16 protein-coding genes are annotated in these 18,260 nt (G+C 71.7%); 6 read left to right on the forward strand and 10 right to left on the reverse strand.

Going from position 1 to position 18,260, the window contains the following annotated elements; translation table 11 throughout:
• Nucleotides 1-130: 130 nt before the first annotated feature.
• The gene (gene cutA, locus CcI156_RS02700) at nt 131-457 is read left to right on the forward strand and encodes a divalent-cation tolerance protein CutA (protein ID WP_011435820.1); all 327 of its coding nucleotides are present in this window, start codon (nt 131-133) and stop codon (nt 455-457) included.
• Here cutA and CcI156_RS02705 read toward each other — a convergent pair.
• Nucleotides 450-1,973: a helix-turn-helix transcriptional regulator gene (locus CcI156_RS02705; RefSeq protein ID WP_011435821.1), complete on the reverse strand. Its 1,524-nt coding sequence runs from the start codon at nt 1,971-1,973 to the stop codon at nt 450-452. The genes cutA and CcI156_RS02705 overlap by 8 nt on opposite strands.
• Nucleotides 1,974-2,145: 172 nt before the next feature.
• Here CcI156_RS02705 and CcI156_RS02710 point away from each other — a divergent pair, with 172 nt between their 5' ends.
• Nucleotides 2,146-3,951 carry a DEAD/DEAH box helicase gene (locus CcI156_RS02710; RefSeq protein WP_076804204.1) on the forward strand — a complete coding sequence of 602 codons (1,806 nt, stop codon included), beginning with the start codon at nt 2,146-2,148 and terminating at the stop codon, nt 3,949-3,951.
• Between the two features lie 8 nt (nt 3,952-3,959).
• Here CcI156_RS02710 and CcI156_RS02715 read toward each other — a convergent pair whose 3' ends face one another.
• A complete protein-coding gene (locus CcI156_RS02715; protein ID WP_023840948.1) occupies nt 3,960-4,853 on the reverse strand; it encodes a peptidylprolyl isomerase in 894 nt (297 codons plus the stop codon).
• Nucleotides 4,854-5,074: 221 nt separating this feature from the next.
• Between CcI156_RS02715 and serS the strand changes: the two genes are divergently transcribed.
• Complete coding sequence (gene serS, locus CcI156_RS02720; RefSeq protein ID WP_076804205.1) at nt 5,075-6,337, forward strand: serine--tRNA ligase; 1,263 nt, start codon at nt 5,075-5,077, stop codon at nt 6,335-6,337.
• On the opposite strand, the gene CcI156_RS02725 is transcribed toward serS, so the two are convergent.
• From CcI156_RS02725 to CcI156_RS02750, 6 genes are all read right to left on the reverse strand, one after another.
• Complete coding sequence (locus tag CcI156_RS02725; RefSeq protein WP_371681748.1) at nt 6,310-7,311, reverse strand: phytoene/squalene synthase family protein; 1,002 nt, start codon at nt 7,309-7,311, stop codon at nt 6,310-6,312. The genes serS and CcI156_RS02725 overlap by 28 nt on opposite strands.
• Nucleotides 7,312-7,418: 107 nt before the next feature.
• A complete protein-coding gene (locus CcI156_RS02730) occupies nt 7,419-8,378 on the reverse strand; it encodes a VWA domain-containing protein (RefSeq protein ID WP_076804207.1) in 960 nt (319 codons plus the stop codon).
• The gene (locus CcI156_RS02735; RefSeq protein ID WP_011435827.1) at nt 8,375-9,427 is read right to left on the reverse strand and encodes a DUF58 domain-containing protein; all 1,053 of its coding nucleotides are present in this window, start codon (nt 9,425-9,427) and stop codon (nt 8,375-8,377) included. Before CcI156_RS02735 ends, CcI156_RS02730 begins: the two co-directional genes overlap by 4 nt.
• Complete coding sequence (locus tag CcI156_RS02740; RefSeq protein ID WP_011435828.1) at nt 9,424-10,533, reverse strand: MoxR family ATPase; 1,110 nt, start codon at nt 10,531-10,533, stop codon at nt 9,424-9,426. Before CcI156_RS02740 ends, CcI156_RS02735 begins: the two co-directional genes overlap by 4 nt.
• Before the next feature lie 177 nt (nt 10,534-10,710).
• A complete protein-coding gene (crtI, locus tag CcI156_RS02745; RefSeq protein WP_076804208.1) occupies nt 10,711-12,222 on the reverse strand; it encodes a phytoene desaturase family protein in 1,512 nt (503 codons plus the stop codon).
• Between the two features lie 67 nt (nt 12,223-12,289).
• Complete coding sequence (locus CcI156_RS02750) at nt 12,290-13,486, reverse strand: polyprenyl synthetase family protein (RefSeq protein WP_083718281.1); 1,197 nt, start codon at nt 13,484-13,486, stop codon at nt 12,290-12,292.
• Between the two features lie 87 nt (nt 13,487-13,573).
• On the opposite strand from CcI156_RS02750, the gene CcI156_RS02755 reads away from it, so the two are divergent.
• Together CcI156_RS02755 and metF are read left to right on the forward strand one after the other, a co-directional pair.
• Complete coding sequence (locus CcI156_RS02755; protein WP_175637532.1) at nt 13,574-14,260, forward strand: hypothetical protein; 687 nt, start codon at nt 13,574-13,576, stop codon at nt 14,258-14,260.
• 244 nt (nt 14,261-14,504) lie between these two features.
• Complete coding sequence (gene metF / locus CcI156_RS02760) at nt 14,505-15,401, forward strand: methylenetetrahydrofolate reductase [NAD(P)H] (protein WP_011435831.1); 897 nt, start codon at nt 14,505-14,507, stop codon at nt 15,399-15,401.
• Nucleotides 15,402-15,505: 104 nt separating this feature from the next.
• Here metF and CcI156_RS02765 read toward each other — a convergent pair whose 3' ends face one another.
• On the reverse strand, nt 15,506-15,754 hold the full coding sequence (locus tag CcI156_RS02765) for a hypothetical protein (RefSeq protein WP_011435832.1): 249 nt from the start codon (nt 15,752-15,754) through the stop codon (nt 15,506-15,508).
• Between the two features lie 289 nt (nt 15,755-16,043).
• On the opposite strand from CcI156_RS02765, the gene CcI156_RS02770 reads away from it, so the two are divergent.
• Nucleotides 16,044-16,802: a CDP-alcohol phosphatidyltransferase family protein gene (locus CcI156_RS02770; protein WP_076804269.1), complete on the forward strand. Its 759-nt coding sequence runs from the start codon at nt 16,044-16,046 to the stop codon at nt 16,800-16,802.
• Here CcI156_RS02770 and CcI156_RS02775 read toward each other — a convergent pair.
• Nucleotides 16,725-18,212 (reverse strand): NAD(P)/FAD-dependent oxidoreductase, encoded by a 1,488-nt coding sequence (locus tag CcI156_RS02775; protein WP_076804210.1) that lies wholly within the window; start codon nt 18,210-18,212, stop codon nt 16,725-16,727. The two genes, CcI156_RS02770 and CcI156_RS02775, sit on opposite strands and share 78 nt — an antisense overlap.
• Between the last annotated feature and the right edge of the window lie 48 nt (nt 18,213-18,260).

Consider the following 18,260-nt stretch of genomic DNA (forward strand, 5'->3'; position numbering starts at 1 on the left):
GGGTGGATCCGGGTGGAATGTCACGCGGAGAATACGGACCATCCTACCGGACGCCGTAAATTCAACGGCTACCGCCACTGATCGATGTAGGGTATCTTGCGTATCCATCGTTTTAGAGATGGGAGTGCGCGTGGGTCACCTTCAGGTCATCGTGAGTATCGACTCCCGGGAAAGCGCTGACCGTATCGGTAGGATCCTGGTGGAGGCGCGTCTGGTCGCCTGTTTCCAGGTGATCGGACCGATGAGCAGCACCTACCGCTGGAAGGGCCAGATCGAGCAGGCCGAGGAATGGCTCTGTCTGGCKAAAACGACCACCGAACGATTCGATGAGCTACATGAGCGGCTCGTGGTCCTCCACCCCTACGAAAATCCCGAGATCATTGCCACGCCGATCGTCGCCGGCCATGCCGACTATCTGGGCTGGATCAGCGCCGAGACGGCACCCACCGTCAGGTGAGTGCCCGCAGCTGCTCGTCGAACTCGCGCACGGCCTGGGTGTGCTGCCAGGGCCGCAGGTGCTCCCGGGCGCGGCGGATACGGGCCAGGCCCAGCGAGAAGTCCGTCTGGAGCACGATCGCGAGGGACTCGGCCGCGAAGTGGCAGGCCGCCTCGATCTCCCGCCGCTGGATGTGCACCTCCGCGATGTCGCTCATCAGCAACGACCGCTTCTTCGTCGCACCGGGAGCGGCCGCCCGCAGTGCCTCGGTGGCGGCGGCGTAGGCCGCGGCGGGTCGCCGTAGCCGCGTGTAGGTGGTGACCTTCAGGCCATCGAGCCGGCCCCGGTCGAAGAACTGCGTCCAGACCCGGTCCCCGTCGCTCTCACCCCGGTCGAAGGCATCCTGGGCACGGTCGAGGGCGGCCAGCGCCGCCCGGCCCTCGCCGCGAGCGGCCTGCTCCTCGGCCTCCCGGGCAGCCAGCCAGGCCCTGGTCATCACCGTGCTGCCCGTGGCGGCTCGCCGCTGGGCTTCACCGAGCAGCGCGCAGGCCTGGTCGTGGCGGCCACGGCTGGCGGTCTGGTAGCTCTCGTAACCGAGTACGCAGGCCCACAGGGCGTGGTCATCGGCCTCGCGGGCGGCCTCGATGGCCACCCGGTAGTAGGCGACGGCCGCGGGCAGGTCGTTCATGTCGAACGAGAGCCATCCGGCGAGCGCCGCCGTCTCCCCGGCGGTGGAGGTCAGCTCACGGCGCACCGGGGACCGGCTCGTGGTCTCCAGCAGCTGACTGAGCCTGCTCAGATGCCCGGTGACCCGCTGTATCAGGATCCGGGCGGGAACGCGTTCCTCTAAGCCGTACAGCCCCGCGGTGAGCTGGCCCAGCTCGTTGACGAGCTCCGGGGTCACCGTGCTACGGCGACGCAGCGCCGCCGAGAGGCGCTCCCAGGGCGGGGTGTCCGTGACGCCGTTCATGGGCACGACGGCGACGCCGCCCGCCGCGGCGAAGAGCCGGAGAAAGTCCCGACGTTCCACGGGAATACCGTTCGTGTCGATCATGTCGGTGCCGGGGTGAAGTACGAGTGTGCCCGCGGCGCCCGTCTCGCAGGCCGCCTGTTCAAGGTTCATCGACGCGGCGACGGCCGTACCCTGACCGGTTCCGCCCCGCAGTGCTCCGACGGCGGCGGGAAGCGCTTCGTCATCCACGAAACCGAGCTCCGCCGACGACCGGCCGAATAGCGCCCGCAACAACCGCTGATAACGCAGGCTTGGTTTCTTGTCGCCCTTCTCCCACTTGCAGATCATGTTGCCGGTCACCCCGGCCTCGCGACCCTCGTGGATGACGGAGAACCGACGGATCTCGGTGGCGAGCCGTTCCTGCGACCAGCCCCGTTCCTCCCGACTCAGTCGCAGCCGGGTGTTGGGTGTGCGGGTGTTGGGTGTGCGGGTGGTGGGCGTCCTGTCACCACCGGATACCTCAGGTGTTGGCGCGGAGGCCACCGGTGCGCGGGGAACTGCCGAAGGACCGGTCGTGAGCTGCATCGGGGCCTCCGAAGTCAATCGGTTGACTCCAGGAGCTTAACCCTCTGTGAGATAAGACGGTCATGCTCGGGCGTGGTCCCTTCGGGACCATCCACGGCAAAAGTGTGGTCATCCCGACGCGCCTGCGGCCGCCAGCGTCTTCGCCGAGTGCCGCCTTCTAGAGTGTGATGGCGTGAGAGCCGGCCCCCTCGACCGAAGCCCTCGTCCACGACGTCCCGTTCCACCAGCCCGACCGCTGCGCGCGTGGCAGCGTGCGGCCCTGGAGATCTACCGGTCACGGTCGTCGTCGGGCGCCCGGGACTTCATGGCGGTCGCCACCCCGGGCGCCGGGAAGACGACCTTCGCCCTGCAGGTGGCCGCCGACCTTCTCACTGCCGGCGAGATCAGTCGGATCACCGTCGTCGCGCCCACCGAGCACCTCAAACGCCAGTGGGCCGTGGCCGCGGCGGAGGTTGGTGTCGACCTCGATCCGGACTTCCGCAACTCGGCCGGGGCGACATCCTCCGACTACACCGGTGTCGCCGTGACCTACGCCCAGGTGGCGGCGCATCCGGCCCTGCACCGTGCCCGGACCGCCGCGCGTCGCACCCTGATCGTCCTGGACGAGATCCACCACGCCGGCGACGCGCTGTCATGGGGTGAGGCGATCCGGGAGGCGTTCACCCCGGCCGCGCGTCGCCTCGCCCTGACTGGTACTCCGTTTCGCTCCGACGTCAACCCGATCCCTTTCGTCACCTACCTGCCGGGCCCCGACGGGGTGATGCGCAGCATCGCGGACTCCTCCTACGGCTATGCCGAGGCGCTGCGCGACGGGGTTGTCCGCCCGGTGCTCTTCCTCGCCTACTCGGGCGAGATGACCTGGCGGACCAGTGCCGGCGCGGAACTGAGCGCCCGACTCGGGGAGCCGCTCACCAACGAGCAGACCGCCGCCGCGTGGCGCACCGCGCTCGACCCGGGCGGGGACTGGATGCCGGCGGTGCTCGCCTCCGCYGACACCCGGCTGTCCCAGGTGCGGGCCGGCGGCATGCCCGACGCGGGCGGGCTGGTCATCGCCACGGATCACGCGGCCGCGCGCRCCTACGCCGCGCTGCTCACCCGGATCACCGGCACCTCGCCCGTGCTGATCCTCTCCGACGACCCGACCGCGTCGACCAAGATCGATGACTTTCGCCGGTCGGCCGACCGGTGGATGGTGGCGGTACGGATGGTCAGTGAGGGCGTGGACGTGCCTCGCCTGGCGGTCGGGGTCTATGCGACCTCGGCGTCAACCCCGCTGTTCTTCGCCCAGGCCGTCGGGCGGTTCGTTCGGGGCCGYGGTCGCGGGGAGACGGCGTCGGTCTTCCTCCCGAGCGTGCCGTCCCTGCTGGCGCTGGCTGGCGAGATGGAGGTCCAGCGGGACCACGCCCTGGAGAAGTCCCCGCGCGATCCGGACGCCTTCGACGACGACGCGCTGCGGGACGCCAACCGGCGCAAGGACATCCCCGACAAGCCGGACACCTTGTTCACGGCGTTGGGATCCTCGGCCCATCTCGACCGAGTGATCTTCGATGGCGGCGAGTTCGGCACCCCGGCGGCCCCCGGGTCCATCGAGGAGGAGGACTTCCTGGGCCTGCCGGGCCTGCTGGAGCCCGATCAGGTCGCGGTTCTGCTGCGCCAGCGGGAGGCCGCCCAGCAGGCCGCCCAGCAGGCCGCCACGCGCCGTGCCGCTGCCCGTGCCGCGGATTCGCCGGTCGTCCCGCCGGCCCGCGAGGGCGTGCAGCCGGCGGTCGAGGCGGCCACCCGGCCCGTGCACGAGGTGATCGGCGAGCTGCGCAAGGAGCTGAACCGGCTTGTCGGCGCACACTTCCACCGCACGGGCAAACCGCACGGGATGATCCACGCCGAGCTGCGCCGGACCTGTGGCGGTCCGCCGAGCGGCCAGGCCACCGCCGCGCAGCTCCAGGCCCGCATCGACACCATCCGCCGCTGGGCCGGTTGACCGGCGGGTCAGCCGCCCTGGGTGATCGTGATCGAAAGAATCTTCGGCTTGCTCGCCGGGGCACCATCGGAGCCGCCGCCCTCGACGCCGGGCCCGGTGAGCTTGTCGAGCACGTCGAGTCCCTTGGTGATCTTCCCGAAGACGGTGTAATTGCCGGCGAGCGCCGCCGCGCCCTGCGGGGTCGGGTTCTGGTAGTTGATGAAGAACTGACTGCCGTTGCTGTCCGGCAGTTGGCTGTGCGCCATCGCCAGCACGCCTCGGTCGTAGGTCACGCCCTGGGTATTCTCGTTGGCGTACCCGTACCCCGGGCCGCCGTTGCCGGTTCCGGTGGGATCGCCGCACTGCAGGACCGAGATGCCTGCGTCGGCCCCCCCGGTCTGGCGGTGGCACGTGGTGCCGTCGAAGTACCTGGCGTCGGCGAGCGTGCGCAGGGCGTGCACCGTGCATGGTGCCTTCTGGGCGTCCAAGGCGGCCGTGATGGTGCCGGCGTCGGTGATGATCACCATTGTCGCCGGGGACGTGTCGACGGTGGCCGCGGCCGCCGGCAGGGTGGCGCCGCGGGCCGGGGCCTCCCCGTTGGAGGTGTAGGTGCACTGCCCGACCCTGCTGGTCTGACGGGGGGCGGCCGATGGTGTCGGTGCGGTCGCGGTGGGTGCGGTCGCGGTGGGTGCGGTCGCGGTGGGTGTCGTCGCGGCACCGGCGGCGGCCACGTCGGGCTGGTCGTCCTTGCCGGTGAGCAGGATCGCGGCGATCGTCGATGCCGCGACGACGATCGCGATGAATCCGGCGACGATCGCGAGCCGCTGCTGACGACGGCGATGGGCGAGCCGGCGCCGCTGCGCCTGCCGGGCCGCCCGGGCCTCGGCGAGCTCGCGTTGACGTCGCTCCTTTGAACTGGCCACCGTCGCCGGCCTCCCTCGCTTCTGATGCGGTCTGCTGGTTCTGGTGTGGTCTGGTTCTGGTGTGGTCTGTGCACCGTAACCGGTGAGCGGCGGATCGCCCCGCATGGTGCCTGCCGGGGCGGGTGCCCGCCGGGCCGGGAGCGGACCGGTGCGCGGGCCGGACGGCTGGTAGCGTTACCGCAAAGCACAATGCGGTACCGATCAGAGGCTGACGCGATTCCATGCTCGATAAGCGCTTTATCCGGGAGAATCCGCAGGCCGTGAAAGACGCGGTCGCGGCCAAAGGCATTGATCTGGATGTCGATGAACTGCTGCAGCTCGACCGGGACAATCGCAAACTGCAGTTCGAGGTGGACGAGGCGCAGGCTCGGCGCAAGAGCTTCGCGAAGCAGTTCGCCGGGGCCGACGCGGCCCGGCGGGCCGAGCTGCGGGCCGAGCACGAGGCGTTCGACCGCCAGCTGAAGGACCTGCGCGAGCAGCTGGCCCGAACCGGGGGCCGGCTGTCCGAGCTGATGCTGCTGGTGCCGGRCATCCCGTGGTCGGGTGCGCCGGTGGGAGCCGACGAGTCGGCCAACGTGGTGTTGCGGACCGTCGGCGAGCCGCCGGAGTTCGACTTCACCCCGCTCGACCACACGGCACTGGCCGAGAAACGAGGGTGGGCGGAGTTCGCCCGGGCCCGGCGGGTCGCGGGGGAGCGGGCGTACGCCCTCGTCGGTGACATGGTCATGCTGGAGCGCGCGGTGCATTCCTATGCGCTCGACCTGCTGCGCGGGCTGGACTTCACCCCCGTGTCGGTGCCCGCCCTGGTCCGGGAGGAGCCGCTCGTCGGCACCGGGATGCTACCCAAGGCCCGCGAGGAGATCTATGCGATCCCCGCCGACGACCTTTACCTGGCGGGGACTGCCGAGGTGGCTCTTGTCGGCCTGCATGCCGGGGAGATTCTCGATGTGGGCCGCCTGCCGATCCGCTACGCCGGCATCTCGCCGTGCTTTCGCCGGGAGATCGGCAGCGCCAGCCGGGACGTCCGCGGTCTGCTGCGCGTCCACCAGTTCGAGAAGGTCGAACAGTTCGTGCTGTGCGCCGCTGACGAGGCCGAGTCGGCCCGCTGGCATGCCGAGTTGCTGGCCACTGCCGAGCGGATCCTGTCCGACCTCGGGCTGTGTTACGAGGTCGTCGAATGCGCCACCGGGGACATGGGCGTCGGCAAGTTCCGGATGAACGACATCAACACCTKGTTCCCCTCGCTCGGTCGATTCCGCGAGACGCACAGCTGCTCGACGCTGCACGACTGGCAGGCGCGCCGGGCGAACCTGCGCTACCGCGACACCGACGGCACCGTGCGTTTCGCGCACACGCTCAACAACACCGCCGTGGCGACCCCACGGCTGCTGGCGGCGTTGCTGGAGAACTTCCAGACCGCCGACGGCGAGGTACGCGTTCCCAAAGTGCTGCGGCCCTACCTGGGGGGCCGTGAGCTGATCTGAGGCATCCCGTGGCCCTGGCCGCGACGCGCCCGGACGGCCCGGACCAGGGCGGGTCCGGCGACCGCCAGCCGGCGCGGGAGCCCGACTGACACGCGGCGTTCGAGCACCCGGTAGTCGGCGCGCTCGACCTCGTCGAGGATGCCCCGGTAGAGGACGAACGCCGTCCGCAGGCAGTCGCGTGAGGTTGGGTGCAGCAGGCGGATGCCGGGCTCGGCGGCGCGGAACAGCTCCCGCGCCCGGCTGATCTCGAAGGCCAGCAGCCGGCGGACCGGCCCGTCAACGACGCCGGCGGCCAGCTGCTCCCGGGTGACCCCGAACAGGTCCAGCGAAGTCCGGGGCAGATAGACGCGGCCGCGCCGCAGATCCTCGCCGACGTCGCGGATGAAGTTGGCGAGCTGGAAGGCCATCCCCAGGTCGCGGGCATAGGGCAGGGCGCTGTCGTCCACTGGCTCGAGGATCGGCACCATCTGCAGGCCGATCACCGCGGCCGATCCGTGCATGTAGACGGTCAGCTCGTCCCAGGTCGCGTACTCCGTCACGGTGAGGTCCATCGCCATCGAGGCCAGGAACGCCGCGAAGTGGTCCGGATCGATCTTGAAGCGGTGAATGGTGTCGACCACCGCGGGCAGCACCGAGACCTCCGCGCGGTGCCGGTCCCTCCCGGTGCCGGCCATCTCGGTGCCGACGTCAACGGCGGGTGTCCCCGCCCGTAGCGCCGCAAGGAACCGGCTGCCCCACTCGTGCAGCCAGCGCGCCCGCTCGGCCTCGGTCAGCGTGGAGTCGAGATCGTCGACGATCTCGTCCGCGTAGCGGGCGAAGCCGTACAGCGCGTGGACGTGGGGCCGCTTCCACCCTGGCAGCAGCAGGGTGGCCAGGTAGTACGTGCGGCCGTGGGCGGCATTGAGCGCCCGGGCCCGCGCATAGGAGGAACGTAGTCGAGGATCGATGATTCYGGCCGCGTCGAGCTGCCCCACGTTAGTCAGCGTAGCCACCCAGCGAGGCGGATAGCGACGGCTCCCGCCCGATCGGGGTCGACCTGCCCCGGGGCGTCCGGTTGACCCCCTCGTCGGCGTCGATCCCCTCAGGGAAGCCGGGACGTGAACGCCAGGGACGTCGCCGCCGCGGCGAATCCCAGCCCCAGGGACAGCCCGAGGAACCAGGTGGTGACCTCCCGGTATTCGGTCCGGTAGCCGATCGAGCTACCGAGCCCCCGGTAGACCGAACGCAGTTCGTCGCCGGAGGTGGCACGATGGTACGAGCCGCCGGTCTGCTCCGCGATGTCACGGAGCGCCTGTTCGTTGACCGGCACCGGCACCTCCTGGCCGCCGACGTCGAGCGTTCCGTCGGCGGTGCCGTAGGCGATGGTGTCCACCGGGATACGGGCTTGCCGCGCCGCCTCGATCRCCTGGTTGTTCGGCCGCCCACGGGTGGTCTCCCCGTCGGAGAGCAGCACGATGGCGGCCGGAGGCGCGCTCTGCCCCGTGTCGGAGAACCGTTTGCCGGCGGTGGTGATCGCCTGGAGCGAGGCGAAGATTCCTTCGCCGACGGCGGTCGCGGGACCGAGCTGCAGGCCGTGGATGCCGGCGCGGACCGACTCGCGGTCGGCGGACGCGGGCACCAGGACCGTCGCGCTGCCGGCGAACGAGACCAGCCCGAGGTTGATACGGGGAGGGAGCTGGTCGACGAATGCCGAGGCGCCCTGCTTGGCGGCCGCCAGCCGGGTCGGGGCGATGTCCGTGGCCGCCATCGAGTTGGAGACGTCGATCGCCAGGATGATCGTCGCGCGTTCCCGGGGAACCCGCTCGGCCCGCGCCGGTCGCGCCAGGGAGAACACCAACCCGGCGAGGGCGAGCAGCAGCAGCGCCGCCGGGACGTGACGGCGCCACCACTGCGGTCGGCGGGGAAGCACCGAGGACAGCAGCGACGTCGACGACAGCCGGGCGGCATACACCCGCCGCCGCGCCGAGACCACGACATAGGAGATCAGCAACGCGCCGACCCCCAGGTACAGCCACAGCCAGTGCCCGGCCAGGAAGCTCACCGGCTGCCTGCCCGACTGGTGCCTGCCCGACTGGTGGCGGGCGCCGCCGTGCCACCCTGGTCGGTCCGACCCACGGGCGGGCGGCGGCCGGCTCCCCGGCCGCGCCGGTTCGCCGAGGCGAACCGGACGATGTCGACCAGCCAGTCCGAGTCGGTGCGCAGGACCAGATGGTCGGCGCCGACCCGGCGCAACGCCAGCGAGACCGCGCTGCGGTGGGCGACGGCGGCCGCGGCGTAACGTTCCCGCAACCGCCGCGACGACGTCGGGACCTCGACGAACGCCCCCGTCTCGGCGTCGACGACGGGCAGCGGCCCGACCGGTGGCAGGGTCAGCTCGAGCGGGTCAACGATCTCGATGGCGAGCACCTGATGCCGCGCCGCGAGCACCCGCAGCGGCCGTTCCCAGCGCAGGTCGGTGGACAGGAAGTCGGAGACGACGACCGCGAGCCCCCGGCGGCGCGGCGGGCGCAGCAGGCCCTCCACCGCCGCGGCGAGGTCGGTGGCCGCCGCCGGATCGGGCCGGCGGCGGGGCCGGTCGTGCGCGCCGCGAGGCGCGGTGATGAGCGTGTGCAGCAGCGCCCGCAGCCCGTCCCGGCCGGGCCGGGCCGGGATCGCCCGTGGACCGGCCTGGGTCAGCGCGATCGCGCCCATCCGGTTGCCGGTGCGGGCGGTCAGGAAGCCGACCGCGGCCGTGGCGGCAATCGCCAGATCACGCTTCTGCCAGGTACCGGTGCCGAACTCGGTGCTGGCGGTGAGGTCCACCAGCGCCCAGGTCTCGAGCTCCCGGTCGGCGATGAGATCGTGGACGTGGGGGACGGTGGTCCGGGCCGTGACGGCCCAGTCCATCCGGCGCACGTCGTCACCGACGGCGTACTCGCGGCTCTCGGCCTTCTCGCTGCCCTGACCGGGCAGCAGCCCGAGATGATCGCCGAGGAGCATGCCGTCGAGACGGCGGAGCACGGTCAGTTCGAGCCGGCGCAGGGTCCGCTCCACCGCCGGATCGGTCGCCGACACGGAGCCGGCCCGGAGCCGGTCCGCGGGGTCCGTCATCCGGACGCACCCTGGTCGAGGTATTCCGGGAAGCCCGAACGCGGGTTCGTCCCCCACCCRCCGGCATGCGGACCGGTGGGGTAGTGGGGGCCCTGCTGGCGGGGCGCCACCTGAGGCTGCGGGACCACGCCCAGGATCCGGGCGGCGATCGCGTCCGCGGTCAGCCCCTCGGCCAGCGCCTCGTACGAGAGCACCAGGCGGTGGGGCAGGACGTCCAGGGCGACCGCGGCGACGTCGTCGGGTACGACGTAGTCGCGCCCGCGCAGCAGGCCGAGCGCGCGGGCCGCCGCGACCAGTCCGAGCGAGGCGCGCGGCGAGGCTCCGTAGGCCAGGTGGCCCTCGAGTTCGGGTAGACCCGCCTCGCCGGGGGACCGGGTGGCGAGCACCAGCCGGACGGCGAACTCGATGATGGCGTGATGGACGAACACCTCGTCGGCTCGGGTCTGCAGCCGGGTCAGCGCCTGCGGGGTCAGGACCCGCTCGGGGAGCGGTGGCGAGGTGCCCATCCGCCGGACGATCTCGAGCTCCTCCGCCGGGTTCGGGTAGGGGACGTTGACCTTCATCAGGAACCGGTCCCGCTGCGCCTCCGGTAGCGGGTAGACACCCTCGGATTCGATCGGGTTCTGGGTGGCCAGTACCAGGAACGGCTCGGGAAGCCGGTGGGTGACCCCGCCGAGCGAGACCTGCTTCTCCGACATCACCTCCAGCAGCGCCGACTGCACCTTCGCGGGTGCCCGGTTGATCTCGTCGGCGAGCACGAAGTTCGCGAAGACCGGGCCGAGCTCGACGTCGAACGCCTCCTGACTCGCCCGGTAGATGCGGGCACCGACGATGTCGGAGGGCACGAGGTCGTTGGTGAACTGGATGCGGACAAACGAACCGCCGACGACGGTTGCGAGGGTCTGCACGGCCAGCGTCTTCGCGACCCCGGGCACGCCCTCCAGCAGGCAGTGGCCCCGGGCGAGCAGGGCGACGAGCATACGTTCGACCATCCGGTCCTGTCCGACGATCACTTTTTTGATCTCGAACAGGGCGCGTTCGAGCAGMGCCGCGTCCGACGTGGTGTCCGGTACGGCGAGGCCGGCCGGGCTGTGCCCTTCGTCCATGGCAGCATTGTCCCAGCCGCATCGTGGAACAGGGTGCCAAAGGACTCGGCACGGCCTGGCCGGAAGCCTCTTCTAAGCCGCTCTTCAGCAACTTCTCGGCGGTGGGAAATGTTCGGGGCACCGGGGCACCGGGGCACCGGGCTGTCGGGCTGTMGGGCTGCCGGGGTGCGTCACGGGTCAGCACAGGGCGCGGGAACGGTAACCCCGGTCAGCGCCGAGGATCCGCTCCGCGGCCAGCCGGCCGGAAATGAGGACCATCGGGACCCCGACGCCGGGCCGGGTGCCGCTGCCGGCGAACACGACGTTCGCGAGGCCCGGGGCCAGGTTCGAGGGGCGGAACGGACCGGTCTGGCGAAAGGTGTGGGCCGCCGCGAACGGGGCGCCCGCCGCCATCCCGCGGGCCCGCCAGTCGGCGGGCGTGGTGACCTGCTCCACCTCGATGGCGTCGCCGAAGCCTCGGTAGCCGTGGCGTTCGCAGGTGGCGACCACCTCGTCGCGGTAGCGCGAGCGCAGCACCGACCAGTCGAGCGGGGCGGTGAGGTTGGGTGTGGGGAAGAGCACGTAGTACGTGTGGCCGCCGGCCGAGGCCATCGCGGGTTCGGTGCGTGAGGGGGTGGTGACGAGGAAGGACGGGTCGCTCATCAGCTCGCCGCGATCGATGATCTCGCGGAAGGTCGACCGCCAGGCCCGGCCGAAGTGGATGGTGTGATGCGCGGTGTGCGGGTACTCCACGCGCGCCCCAGCCAGCAGGAGGAAGCACGAGGGCGAGTACCGCAGGCGGCGCAGGCGGGCCGGCGCCGTCGAGGGAGGCAGCAGTTCGGTGTAGGCGATCGGCAGGTCGGGGTTGAGCACCACCACGTCGGCGCCGATGCGCTCCCCCGCCGCGGTGTGCACCGCGACCGCCCGGCCGCCCCGCACCTCCACCCGCGTCACCGTGGTCTCGTAGCGCAGGGTGGCACCGTGTTTGGCCGCGGCGCCGGCCAGCGCCTCGGCGACGGCGTGCATGCCGCCGGCCGGGTGGTAGACCCCGGCAACGCAGTCCATGTAGGAGATGACGGCATAGAGGGCCAGTGCGTCGTGCGGGGCGAGCCCGGCGTACATCGCCTGGAAGGAGAACATCCGCCGGGTCCGCGGGTCCCGTAGATGGYGGCCGACGACGGTGTCGAGCCGGCGGAAGCCGCCGAGGGCGGCCAGCCGGGCGAGCTGCGGGCGCAGCAACGACAGCGGGGAGTCGACCTGCGCGTCGATGAAGTGGCGCAGCTGGGTGCGGAACATTGCAGTGACGATTCCGACGAACCGCTCGAAGCCGGCCGCCTCCGCCGGGCCGCACAGCGCCCGGATCTCCTGTGCGGTGTCGGCGGGGTCGGCGCGGATGTCCAGCGACGAACCGTCGGCGAAGAACCCCCGGTACATCGGGTCGAGCCGKGTCAGTGACAGCCAGCGGTCGAGATCCTCCCCGACACAGTCCAGGGCGTCGGCAATCAGCTCGGGCATGGTCAGGACGGTCGGTCCGGTGTCGAAACGATAGTCGCCCAGTGCGAGCAGGCCGGCCCGACCGCCGGGGGTCGCATCCCGCTCGAGCACCGTCACCCGCCGGCCGGCTCCGACCAGGCGCAGCGCGACCGACAGACCGGCGAGACCGGCCCCGACGATGACGACGTGATCCGTCGCTCCGGTCACCGTGCGCACCTGCCACCTGCTTCCTGGTCGATGGACTTCCCTGTCGATGGTGCGGTTACCCGATGTGGTCGGTTGCTCAATGTGATCGCGAAGTCGCTGCCATGGCGAGTTCCGTCAGGGCGGCGAGGGTTGTGACGTCCAGATCCGCCCGTCGGGCCGCCTCGACCGCCGTGGCGGTCCGGGCGGCGATCCGTTCCTCGGCGGCGGCCACCGCTCCGCTTGCGGCGATGATGTCGCGGGCCTCGGCGACCCGGGCGGCGCGGGCCGCGGGGTTCTCGGTGGGCCCGAATCCCGGGGAACATCCGGGTCCCCCGGAATACCCGGGATTCTCGGGCTGTCCCGCATCCTCAGGGTGCCCGGCGCGCCGGACCGGCGGGGAGATCAGCGTGCGCAGCCGGGCCGCCGCGGCCGGCTGCGCACGGGTCAGCGCGAGCGCCAGCAGGCCAGTGGGCCGCCCGTCACGCAGATCCTCCCCGGTGGGTTTTCCCGTCACCGCCGGATCGCCGAACACGCCCAGGAGGTCATCGCGGAGTTGGAACGCCTCGCCGAGCGGCAGGCCGAACGCCGCATAGGCCGCCAACAGGTCCGGCGGCGCGCCCGCGAGCAGACCGCCGAGCTGCAGGGGACGGACCACCGTGTAACCGGCGGTCTTGTACCGGGCGATGCGGACCGCCCGCCCGGGATCGAGGCCGCCGTGCGGACCGGCCTCGGCCTGGCCGACGAGGTCGAGGTACTGCCCCGCCATCAGCTCGCTGCGCATCCRCCCGTAGGTGGGCCAGGCCCGGACCAACGCCTCGGGTGGCATCCTGCTGGCCGCGAGCAGTTCGTCGGCCCAGGCCAGGAACAGATCGCCGAGCAGGATCGCGGCCGAGCGGCCGAAGTCGGCGGGATCACCCCGCCAGCCGGCGGTCCGGTGGACCCGGGAGAAGCGCCGGTGCGCGGCCGGCCTGCCGCGCCGTGTGTCGGAGGCGTCCATGACGTCGTCGTGGATCAGCGCGCAGGCGTGCAGCAGCTCGATGGCGGCGGCGGCGGTCACAATCTCGTCGCAGTCCGGGCCGCCCGCGCCCCGCCACCCCCAGTAGCAGAAGGCGGGACGCAACCGCTTGCCCTCCGCCAGCAGAAATTCGGTGGCGATACGGACGAACGGGATCAGATCGTCGTCGATTCCGCGCAGGAGCGCTCCGCGCGAACCGGCGAAGCGCCGCAACACGGCGGAGACCCGCCGGCGCACATCCACCGTGGTGTGGTCCGGCACCGTGGTGTGGTCCGGCACCGTGGTGTGGTCYGGCACCRTGGTGTGGTCCGGCACCGTGGTGTGGCCGGGGATTGGCCGGCGCCCGGGGTACCGTGCGGTGTGCCCGTGTTCGACACCGCCGTCGTCGTGGTCGCCGTTCTGCTGGTCGCCGCCGCACTGGGCGGATTGACCCTGTTGCGGCTGCCACCMGCGGAGCTGACTCACACTGTCGACGGTATCGACGCCGTGGAGGTTCTGGTGGCCGCCGGCCGCGTCGAGATCTCCGGGCGGGACCGCGAGGACGTGCACGTCGCGCTGACCGTGCGGCGTCGTCCCGGTCGGTCCGTACCCGTGCTCACGAGGGCCGGGAGCACGCTGYGGATCGACGGCCGGGCCAGCGACGTGCGGGTCAGGCTGACCGTGCCGCCACGGGTCCGGGTGCGGGCCGAGGYGCTCGCCGGCGAAATCACGCTGTGGGGGGTAGGCGGTGAACTGTCCCTGGTCACCCGCGATGGCACCATCGCCGGGCGGGAGCTCACGCGCGGTCCGGTCGCCGCGCGCAGCCGGGACGGCGACGTCAACCTGCACTTCAGCGAACCGCCGGACGGCGTGCGGGCGCAGAGCGAGACAGGCATGGTCACCGTCATGCTGCCCGACGGCGAGTACGGGGTGGAGGTGGAGACCGCCGATCCCGGGGCGGCCGACGTGGAGCTGACCCCGTCGGCGCACGCGGCGTGCCAGGTGGTGGCGCGCAGCGTGTCCGGGCGGGTACGGGTCGGTCTCGCCGCGCCGCTGGGACCCTTGTCTATCTGACGTCTCTTGTCCATCTACCGTCCATCTGGGTTGTCCCAGCTGGTCCCGCCCAACGAGCCCGTTTCAGCCGGGTTGCTCACCCACGTTGGTGGAATCGACGKATCATGACTCTCGCGTGATCACGCTGGGGATTCATGGGATCACGCCGGGGAAATGTTGCTGCCCGCTGTCGGGGCCTGATCGGTCGTGTTTCCGATCGGGGGTCCGTCTTCGATCGTGGCCACGCTCGGTCTACCCTCGTGCCATGGCGGCGGTCCGGAGTCTGAGCACGCAACCCACGACGATGGGCGAGTACCTCGCCACCGGTCGTGCGTCCTTTTCCTTCGAGTTCTTTCCGCCGAAGACGCCGGACGGCGAGCGGCAGTTGTGGACGGCCCTGCGCCAGATCGAGGCGCTGCATCCCTCGTTCGTCTCGGTGACGTACGGGGCGGGCGGGTCGACGCGCGAGGGCACGATCCGGGTGACCGAGCGGATCGCCACCGACACCACCCTCACGCCGATCGCCCATCTCACCGCGGTCAACCACTCCGTCGCCGAGCTGCGCCGGGTCATCGGCAACTACGCCGGCGTCGGGGTGCGCAACGTCCTGGCCCTGCGCGGCGACCCGCCAGGGGATCCGCAGGGCACCTGGACCGCCCATCCCGCGGGCCTGCGGCACGCGGACGAACTCGTGCGCCTGGTGAGGTCGGTCGGCGGCTTCTGCGTCGGCGTGGCAGCCTTCCCCGACAAGCACCCACGATCGGTCGACTTCGACAGCGACGCGCGCTACCTGGTGGGCAAGTTCGACGCCGGCGCGGACTACGCCATCACCCAGTTCTTCTTCGGCGCTGACGACTATTTCCGTCTCGTCGACCGGGTCCGCCGGCTGGGCTGCGACAAGCCGATCATTCCTGGGATCATGCCGGTGACGAACGTCGCGCAGATCGTCCGGATGGCGCAGCTGTCCGGCGCGGCCTTCCCGCCGGCGCTGGCCTCCCGGTTGCAGGCCGTCGCCGACGACCCGGCGGCCGTGCGGGCGATCGGGGTCGAGGTGGCGACCGAGTTGTCCCGTCGCCTGCTGGACGGCGGTGCACCGGGCCTGCACTTCATCACCCTCAACCGCTCCAGCGCCACCCGAGAGATCTACCAGGCGGTCCGATAGCCGGCCGCGGTCCGCGGGGTGGCCGATCCGCGGGGTGTCCCGGTGGCGCATGACGGGTGGGCCGCTCGCCTGACCCGTCCGCGCTCATGCCGCCGGGCCGGCACTCAGTCGTGCTCGTCGTAGGCATCGAAGACGCACAGCAGCCATTCGTCGCGGAGCGAATGCTCCCGGACCAGCGCGAACCCGGCCTGGTTGGCGGCGTCCACCACCGCCGTCACCAGGCTGAGATCAAGGGTGTTGAAGATCGGGGTGATCCGTACCGCAAGGATCACCTGGTCGCGATGGGCGGAGAAGACCGCCCGCGGGTCGAGGTCCTCAAGGGTCTCCACTACGCCGCCTACCTGTTCGGACACGTCACTCCCGCCACGTCTGGGTGGCACCGCTGTTCTCTCGTGACACCGCTGTTCCTCCGACACCGCGTCTCCCCACCTCGGGCCGGTCCGGTGACCGATCGACGCCTTCGGTTTTGGTCGCCGGCCGGACGCAGGGTGCCGCTACGGCTCGCGGTAGGGGACGACGAGACTCTATGTCCCAGCATGTCCCAGCGCGAGACGGCGTACCGGACGGATGGCGGCGTACCGGGCGGGGCGCTGGCCGTACCGGGCGGAACGGGATGGCGGAACGGGATGGACGACGGGCACGATGGACGACGTGAGCACCCCGCTACCCGGTCGGGACACCTACCTTGCCCAATGGTCGGCCCTGCACGGCGGCTACGACCTGGCGCGCGGGCTATGGCTCGTTCGTGCCTGGTTGACGGTGGTCTACTGGCTGGCCAGGCCGCTCGCCGCCCGCCGGGTGCGCCCGTCGGCGGTGACCGCCGGGGGGGCCGTGCTCACCGCCCTCGCGATTCCCCCGGCCGTGGCCGGTGGCCGGTGGCCACTGCTGGGGGCTCTGGTGATCGTGCTCAGTGGCCTGGCCGACAACCTCGACGGAGYGGTGGCGATTCTCACCCGACGCGCGAGCGCCTGGGGATATGTCCTGGACTCCGTCGTGGACCGCTGCGGTGACCTGGCCTACCTGCTGGCCCTGTGGTGTCTCGGCGCACCCGGCGGCCTCGTGATCGCGGCAGGCAGCATGCTGGGACTGCTGGAGTACACCCGGGCCCGGGCCGGCAACGCCGGCTTCGACGAGATCGGTGTGGTGACCGTCGGGGAGCGGCCGACCCGGATCATCATCGCCGCGGTTGGCTCGTTCGGAGCGGGTCTGGTGCCCGGCCTCGCGAACCTMGCCGCGAGTATCGCGACGACCGCGACGCTGGCGGTCTGCGCCATCGGCCTCYTTCAGCTCACGGCCACGGTCCACGCGGCCCTGACCGCCGGGTCAGGCCGGGCCGATGAGACCGGCGACGATGCCGGCGGAGAGCACGACGAGCGGCAGCCCGCCGCCGGGATGGGTTGACCCACCGACGAGGAACAGGCCGGGTACCCGGGATGCGTTCGGAGGCCGCAGGAAGGCCGCCCGCACGCCGTTCGAGGATCCACCGTAGATGGATCCGCCCACCGTCCCGGTGCGCCGTTCCAGATCCGCCGGGGTGATGGTCTCGTACCAGCGCAACCGGGAGCGGACGTCGAACCCGCGGGYGGCGAGCACGTCGAGGATGCGCCGGGCGTAGCCGTCGGTGAGCCCGGGACGGTCCCAGTCCAGGGTGCCTGCGCCGTTGTGGCCGCCCGCGCCGCGATGCGGGGGCGCGTTCACCAGGATGAACCACGCCTCGCAGCCCGGCGGCGCGCAGGCCGGGTCGGCGGGCGCGGCAAGATAGATAGTGGGATCGGCCGCCAGCCGGCCCGCGAAGACGGCATCGAACTCGGCATCGTAGTCGGCTGGGAAGGTGACCGTGTGATGCCCCAGCCCGGGCGTGCGACCCGTCAGGGCCAGCAGCAGCACGAAGCCGGACATCGACGGTACAGTCCGCCGCAGCCGCCGGCGGCCGACCCGATCGTTCACCAGCCGGCCGTAGAGCGCCGCCGCGTCGGCGTTCGCGACGACGACGTCCGCGGGCAGCCGGATACCGTCGGCGAGACGGACCCCGTCGACCCGGCCGCCGGGGGTCCGGGTCACCGCCAGCACCGGCGCGTCGAGCAGGATCCGGACGCCGCGTTCCTCGGCGCGGCGGGTGAGCGCATCCCCGAGGCGGCGCAGGCCGCCCGCGACGTACCAGCCCCCGAAGCGCCGTTCCGCGTGGACCACCGACACCAGAGCGGCGGGGGCGTGCCGGGGATCGGACCCGGAGTAGGTGGCATAGCGGTCCAGGATCATCCGCAGCCGGGGATCACGCAGGTAGCGCAGGCCCAGCCGGCGCAGGCTCCGGCCGGGCGCGATCGCGGCGATGTCACCGGGTGCGGACCAGGCGAGCCGAACCAGCCCGGTCGCCGACACGGGACTGGACAGGAACGGTCCTTCGGCGGCGTCGAAGACCCGGCAGGCCCGGTCGGCGAGCCGCCGCCAGTCCTCGCCCGACCCGGGGGCGATCCGATCGTCCAGTTCGGCCACGAACGCGTCGTCGTCGGCATGTGCGGCGAGCGTCGTGCCGTCGGCGAACCGGTAGGACGCGATCGGGTCCAGCCGACGCAGCTCCACCTCGCCGCGCAACGGCCCGCCGGTCGCGGTGAACAGGTCCTCGAACACGCCGGGCATGGTCAGCAGGGACGGACCGGTGTCGAAGCCGAACCCATCGCGYTCGTACCAGCCGAGCTTGCCTCCGGTCCGCGACGACTGCTCGCAGACCGTCACGTCATGCCCGGTGGCGGCGAGCCGGGCCGCGGCCGCCAGCCCGCCCACACCGGCGCCGATCACCACAACACGGGCCATGCGACGACTGTACGAGCTGCTCCTTCCCGGTTATCCACGAGGAAGGAA

This window comes from Frankia sp. CcI156 (assembly GCF_001983015.1).
Taxonomy (GTDB): Bacteria; Actinomycetota; Actinomycetes; order Frankiales; family Frankiaceae; genus Frankia; species Frankia casuarinae.

Bases quoted from the DNA above. Each gene is read 5' to 3' on its own strand.
- metF (WP_011435831.1), top strand. From the start codon at position 14,505: ATGGCGGCGGTCCGGAGTCTGAGCACGCAACCCACGACGATGGGCGAG.
- CcI156_RS02735 (WP_011435827.1), bottom strand. From the start codon at position 9,427: ATGACGGACCCCGCGGACCGGCTCCGGGCCGGCTCCGTGTCGGCGACC.
- CcI156_RS02705 (WP_011435821.1), bottom strand. From the start codon at position 1,973: ATGCAGCTCACGACCGGTCCTTCGGCAGTTCCCCGCGCACCGGTGGCC.